This is a genomic window from Streptomyces hygroscopicus subsp. hygroscopicus, from assembly GCF_030269125.1.
In the GTDB taxonomy this organism is placed as follows: domain Bacteria; phylum Actinomycetota; class Actinomycetes; order Streptomycetales; family Streptomycetaceae; genus Streptomyces; species Streptomyces hygroscopicus_C.
Genome location: NZ_BSSM01000027.1, coordinates 86,967 through 93,668 on the forward strand (window position 1 = coordinate 86,967; position 6,702 = coordinate 93,668).

A 6,702-nucleotide genomic window follows, 5' to 3' on the forward strand; every position below is an offset into this window, starting at 1 on the left:
CGCACGCCGAACACACCCGGCAGACAGCCCAGCAGATCGCTGTCGAGCGGAGCGTATTCATCGAGGCAAGCGGGCAGCGCGCTCGCGAACTAGCTGACCGCGAAGAGCGGTTGCATCAGCGAGCAGAACAGGCCAGCGCCTACGTGATGGGGATCGCCCGCCGCCTGGACGAAGCACTCGCGGAGAACGGCCAACTCGAACGCGAATTGGCCGAGGTGACGGCCCGCTACGAGGAACTGGCCCGGGACCACAACTGCCTCGTTCGGGAAACCTTGCGAGAACGGGCAGACCGATTCAGAAGACGGCCGACCACACCGACCGCTCCGGAAAGTTACCGCGCCGACAACGCCCCCGACGGACAACCCCGTACGGACGTATGCCGATCCGGAGGGGGGCCACCACCCCGTGACGCCGCTCCCGTTCCGCCGTCTCACACCCCCCGCCTCTCAGCTCACCGAGCAACCGCAACACGAGCGCCCGGCCGAGGAAGTGGGCAGCAGCCCGGCCTAGCCTCACCGGGCGGCGACAGGGCCCCGGTTGGGCAGACAGCCGGGGCCCTGTCGCGTACTCGGGCTCAGGAGACAGGCTGCCGTTCCCCCACGCCGCGCTCCGGGTGGAACCCGCACGTACGCACCGCGTCCGCTCGGGCCACCGCGTAGGCGGCCTGAACAGCCTCCAGGTCCAGCCCCCACGCCCGCGCCTCCGTCAGTGCCGCCGGCCCCGGCCGCCACGCCGTGGCGGAGTGAGACGGCTCCTCGGTGTGGTCCTCCTCGAACTCCCACACCCATCGCCCGGCCGGCTCATGCACCCCTGGGTTGGGCGTGCACTCCTGGCCGTCGGCGTCGTAGAGGGCCGGACCCACCGACCAGACGAACGCCCGGGTGGGCAGCTCCTCCCGTACGGCCTTCAGCCCGTTGTCGGAGCCGACGTGCCCGCCCGTGGAGCGGACCCACCAGTCCGCGCTCATCTTCTCCACCCTGACTGCGCTGCCGCGCTCGCGCGCCCACCGCTCCGCCAGCTCCTCGGCATGCTCAGGCCGCCAGAACCCCACCAGCCACGTACCGACATGCGCGACGTACAGGGACCGGCCCGGGTCGGCCACCGGCGTGCGCGCCTCGTGCTCCTCGTCGGCGGCGTCCGCAGCCTGGGCGGCCGACTCGATCCCGAGGGCCCGGTCGATCGTCGCCAGCGCTCCCTCATGGGCCTCTCGCGTCAGGTGGCCGTACCGGTCGGACGTGGTCTTGATGGACTCATGACCCAGGCGCCGCTTGACGTACTCCAGGCTGTGCCGATCCGACAACAGCGCGGCGACGTGAGAGTGCCGCAGGTCGTGGAACGTCGGGTACTTGTGGTCAGGGAGCAGGCCGCGCTCCTTGGCCTCCGTAACGGCCTCCACCCACCGGTCGTAGAACGTGGAGTACACCAGATGCTCGCCGTGCCCATTGTGGAAGATCAGGTCATCCTTGGCGAGGCCGGCCAGACCGTGGCCCAGCAGCTCCTGCCACAGGCCGGCGCTGATGTCGACCACGCGCCGGGACGCCTTGCTCTTGGGCGTGCCCAAGTACGCGCCCGGCTGCGGGTGGGTCTTCGGCCGGCGCTTCCAGGCGCGGGACACTGCCAGCTCGAAGACGCCGGCGGACGGGTTGCGGGCGTGCTGCTTGGCCAAGGCCGTGATCTCGCCCCAGCGCATGCCGGTGCCGTACGCCACGCGCACCAGCACCTGGTCCTCCGAGCGCTTGAAGCAGGAGACCAGACCGGCCACCTCGTCTGGGGTCATGAACTCCATGTCCTCGGTGCGCTCGTCATCCAGCGCGCCCTCATCGTCCGTACGCGGCAGCCGGATGCCCTTGCAGGGGTTGCGCTCCCGTAGCGGGGGCTCCGCCTGCATCGCCTCGTTGAGGATCGAGGACAGCAGGCCGTGCACGTTCTTCAGGGTCTTGGGGCTCATCAGCTTGCGCTTAGAGCCGCGCCAGACGTAGGTCTGGGCCATCTTGTTGACCCAGGCCGCCACGGTCGCCTTGCTGAAGTGCTCCGGGCTCCGCACGTCGCAGTTGCCGAACGTCGGCACCAGGTAGTGCTCCAGCTCCCGGTAGCAGTCCTGGCGGTAGCGCTCCTCCACCCCGGTCTTGTTCTTGATCACCTCCCGCGCGTAGTTGCGGAAGATGTAGGACTCCTCGACCCCGGCCGTGGGGTCGATGTACCCCTCGCCCTTGATCCACCCGGGCGGCCACTGCTGGCCGTTCTCGTTGACGGCCTCGCATAAGGTTTCAGCCGCCTCCGCACCGGCCTCGTCACCGTCGAACCGTTCGGCCTGCCACTCCCCCGTCCGCGCGCCCCCGAGGCGCCAGCGAACGCGATGGCTGGTGACCTCACCGGCCTTGTTCTTCATCGCCTTCACGTAAGCCATGGGGGGCAGAGTACGGCCGCGTGCGCCAGCGGTGCGCCAGCTAAAGAAAAGAAAAACGGCCCCTCGGGGCCGTTTCCGCAGGTGAAGCGGTGTATGGAGTGTGGTGCCCGGAGCCGGACTTGAACCGGCACGCCCGCGAAGGGGCAGCGAGGTTTAAGCTCGCCGTGTCTGCATTCCACCATCCGGGCAGGCCGTGGGCTCCGCTTCGAGGATCCGAGCCTATCGGGACGCATCCCCCGAACAGCGGAGCGGCGGACCGATGTTGTCTTATTTTATTGACGTCTGAGGGTGCATCAGACCACGGAACTGGCCATCCGCACTTGCCAATAGCGTGACGTGGCGCACGTGCACGTGTATGTGAAATGACGGAATTTCACCGTCCGAAGGAGGGCGCTCCCCCTGTTCTGGGGGTCGGGGTCCTCCCCAGGTATGACGTGACACCCCCCTGGTCCGCCCCGAGTCGCCCCCGGGAACCGGAACAGCGGCTGACTTGCCGGACCCTCGGCGCCGGGACGATGGAGAGGTCCCCCAGCACACGTCGTACCGAGGAGCACCGACCCGTGACCACCACACCCACCGCAGGCACGGCCACGACCGTGGCCGCCCGCGCCACGGAGCTGTCGAAGATCTACGGGCAGGGTGAGACCCGGGTGGTCGCCCTGGACCGGGTCTCCGTCGACTTCCACCAGGCGGAGTTCACCGCGATCATGGGCCCGTCGGGCTCCGGCAAGTCCACGCTGATGCACTGCGTGGCCGGCCTCGACACCTTCTCCACGGGCTCCGTGCGCATCGGTGACACCGAGCTGGGCTCGCTGAAGGACAAGCAGCTCACCAAGTTGCGCCGGGACAAGATCGGCTTCATCTTCCAGGCGTTCAACCTGCTGCCCACCCTGACCGCGCTGGAGAACATCACCCTCCCCATGGACATAGCCGGGCGCAAGCCCGACAAGGAGTGGCTGGACCGGGTCATCCAGATGGTGGGGCTGTCCGGGCGGCTGAGCCACCGGCCCTCCCAGCTGTCGGGCGGCCAGCAGCAGCGCGTCGCCGTGGCCCGCGCCCTCGCCTCCAAGCCGGAGATCATCTTCGGCGACGAGCCGACCGGGAACCTCGACTCGCGGTCCGGTGCCGAGGTCCTCGGTTTCCTGCGCAACTCCGTGCGCGAGCTGGGCCAGACGGTGGTCATGGTGACCCACGACCCGGTGGCCGCGGCCTACGCGGACCGCGTGGTCTTCCTGGCCGACGGCCGGATCGTCGACGAGGTGTACGGGCCGACCGCCGACTCGGTCCTCGACCTGATGCGCAATCTTCCCGGGAGCACCCGCCAGACCCCCGAGCTCGACGCGAAGGGTCGTACCAGCTGATGTTCCGCACCGCCCTGCGCAACGTCCTCGCGCACAAGGCCCGGCTGCTGATGACGGTGCTCGCCGTGATGCTCGGCGTGGCCTTCGTCTCCGGGACGCTCGTCTTCACCGACACCGTCTCCGACGCCTACCAGAACAGCGCCGCCAAGGGCTTCGACCAGGTCGACGTGGCCGTCGAACCCAGGTACCAGGCATCCGAGGGCGACAAGGTCGGCCGGACGCCGGACCTGACCCCGGCCATGCTGGACGAGGCCGCCGGGGTCCCCGGCGCCGCCTCCGCCACCGGTGTCGTCGGCGGCTTCACCGCCGTGGCCGACCGGCACGGCAAGCTCGCCGGCGGCAACTGGCAGTCCCGCGGCGGCAATTACTGGGGCACCAAGGACGCCCGGTACCCGCTGGTCAGCGGCCACGCGCCGCACGGCGCGAACGAGGTGCTGCTCGACTCCGAGACCGCCCGGCGGGCCGGCTACCGGGTCGGCGACACCGTGCGCCTCTCGGTCGACGGCCCCGTGCTCACCCCGACCCTCGCCGGCGTCTTCACCACCGACGACGGCAATGTGGCCGCGGGCGGCAGCCTCGCCCTGTTCGACACGCCGACCGCGCAGAAGCTGTTCCACAAGAAGGGCACCTACGACGAGATCGACGTCAAGGCGAAGCCGGGCACCTCTCAGGCCGCGCTGAAGGACGCCCTCGACCGGGCGCTGCCCGCGCACCAGGTGAGGACCGCCACCGGCGAGAAGCTCGCCGACGACCAGGCGAAGGCGATCGCCGACTCGATGAGCAGCATGAAGCAGGGCCTGCTGGTGTTCGCCGGGATCGCCCTGTTCGTCGGCACGTTCATCATCGCCAACACCTTCACCATGCTGGTCGCCCAGCGCACCAAGGAGCTGGCCCTGCTGCGGGCGGTCGGCGCCTCCCGCCGCCAGGTCACCCGCTCGGTGCTGATCGAGGCGTTCGTGGTCGGCGCGGTCGCCGGGGTGGCCGGACTCGCCGCCGGCATCGGCATCGGCGCGGGCCTGCGCGCCCTGGTGGGGTCCCTGGGCGCGAGCATGCCCGACGGGCCGCTGGTGATCAGCCCGTGGACCGTGGCGGCCGCCCTCGCGGTCGGCATCCTCATCACCATGCTCGCCGCCTGGCTGCCCGGCCGCCGGGCCGCGAAGATCCCGCCGGTGGCGGCGATGAACAGCGTCTACGCCCAGGCGACGACCAGGTCGCTGGTGCTGCGCAACACGATCGGCGCGCTGTTCACGGCCGCCGGTGCCGCGGTGATCGTCGCCGCCACCTCGATGGACGCCGACTCCGGCGAGGGCCCGATGGGCCTCGGCGCGGTGCTGCTGATCATCGGCGTGTTCGTGCTGACCCCGCTGCTGTCCCGCCCGCTGATCGCGGCCGCCGCCCCGCTGCTGCGCGTGTTCGGCGTCTCCGGCAAGCTGGCCCGCCAGAACTCGGTGCGCAATCCGCGCCGTACGGCGGCCACCGCCTCCGCGCTGATGATCGGACTGACCCTGATCACCGGCATGACGGTGATGGCGGGCAGCCTCCAGTCGTCCATCGACAAGATGGCCGCCTCCGCGATCCGCGCCGACTACGTCGTCTCCATGGCGAACGGCTCCCCGCTCTCCCCGGACGTGGCGAGGAAGCTCGCCGCCACCGACGGTGTGAGCGCCAGCAGTCCGCTGCGCAACGCCATGTCCCGCATCGACGGCGAGACCGAGTACGTGACCGGCGTGGACGGCGCGTCCATCGCCGGCCTCACGGACCTGTCGGTGGTCCGGGGCAGCTTCACGGTGGGCGGCACGCGCATCGTCGTGGACAAGGACCGCGCCAAGGAGTACGGCTGGACGCCGGGCTCGCACGTCACCGCCCACTTCGAGGACGGCAAGGCGCAGACCCTGACGGTCGCCGGCGTCTACGAGGGCAACGAGATGATCCACGGCATCATGCTCGACAACAAGGTGCTCACCCCGCATCTGCGTCAGCCGACCGACATGCGGGTCATGGTCAAGACGACCGACGGCGCCTCGGAGGCGACCAAGGACCGGCTGGTGAAGGCCCTGGGTACCAACCCCGCGATCAAGATCCAGGACAAGAAGGACATCTCCGACAACATCGCGCAGGTGTTCACCATGCTGCTGAACATGGTCTACGGCCTGCTCGGCATGGCGGTGATCGTCGCGGTCCTCGGCGTCGTCAACACCCTGGCGATGTCGGTGTTCGAACGCTCCCAGGAGATCGGCATGCTCCGCGCGATCGGCCTGGACCGCCGTGCGGTCAAGCGGATGGTCCGCCTGGAGTCCCTGGTGATCTCGCTCTTCGGCGGCGTGCTCGGCATCGGGCTCGGCGTGTTCTTCGGCTGGGCGGCCGGTGAGCTGCTCGGCACCAAGATGCCGACGTACGCCCTGGTCCTGCCCTGGGGCCGACTGGCGCTCTTCCTGCTCCTCGCGGGCGTGGTCGGCGTCCTGGCCGCCCTGTGGCCGGCCCGCCGCGCGGCCCGGCTGAACATGCTGGCGGCGATCAAGGCCGAGTAGCGAACGGCCGTACGACACGGCGCCGTAGACGCGCGAGGGGCCCCGTTCCGTCACCGGACGCTGTTGGTTAATTCGGGGCCTGCGTGACGTCGGCCTTCAAGACCCGGTTGTGGTCTTGAAGGCCGACGTTGTCGTATGGGGTGGGTGCGGATGTCGATGCAGCCGAAGGGATCTGGGGAGGTCCCGGCGGAGACGGTGCGGGTGGCTCGGGCCGCGTTCCCGAAGGGGAGCCTGGCGATCCGGGTCCGGGACGAGCTGGGGCCATTGTTCACGGACGAGGAGTTCAAGGACCTCTTCCCGGCCCGGGGCAAGCCCGCCTGGTCCCCGGGTCGGCTCGCGCTCGTGCTGGTGTTGCAGTTCGTGGAGAGGCTGACCGACCGGCAGGCCGCGGAGGCGGTGCGGGCCA

4 protein-coding genes and 1 tRNA gene are annotated in these 6,702 nt (G+C 70.0%); 3 read left to right on the forward strand and 2 right to left on the reverse strand.

All coding sequences use genetic code 11. From position 1 onward, the window contains the following. Positions 1-574 precede the first annotated feature (574 nt). Together QSK45_RS36795 and QSK45_RS36800 are read right to left on the reverse strand one after the other, a co-directional pair. Positions 575-2,407, reverse strand: a complete 1,833-nt coding sequence (locus QSK45_RS36795; RefSeq protein ID WP_285563305.1) for a tyrosine-type recombinase/integrase — start codon at positions 2,405-2,407, stop codon at positions 575-577. Positions 2,408-2,508: 101 nt separating this feature from the next. Continuing rightward, positions 2,509-2,595, reverse strand: a tRNA-Leu gene (locus QSK45_RS36800). Positions 2,596-2,967: 372 nt separating this feature from the next. On the opposite strand from QSK45_RS36800, the gene QSK45_RS36805 reads away from it, so the two are divergent. The 3 genes from QSK45_RS36805 to QSK45_RS36815 form a co-directional block, all read left to right on the forward strand. After that, complete coding sequence (locus QSK45_RS36805; protein ID WP_285563306.1) at positions 2,968-3,768, forward strand: ABC transporter ATP-binding protein; 801 nt, start codon at positions 2,968-2,970, stop codon at positions 3,766-3,768. Beyond that, entirely contained in the window at positions 3,768-6,296 is a 2,529-nt protein-coding gene (locus QSK45_RS36810; RefSeq protein ID WP_285563307.1) for an ABC transporter permease, read from the forward strand. Before QSK45_RS36805 ends, QSK45_RS36810 begins: the two co-directional genes overlap by 1 nt. Before the next feature lie 150 nt (positions 6,297-6,446). Then, positions 6,447-6,702: transposase (locus QSK45_RS36815; RefSeq protein WP_285563309.1), on the forward strand; the 256-nt coding region annotated here is incomplete at its 3' end.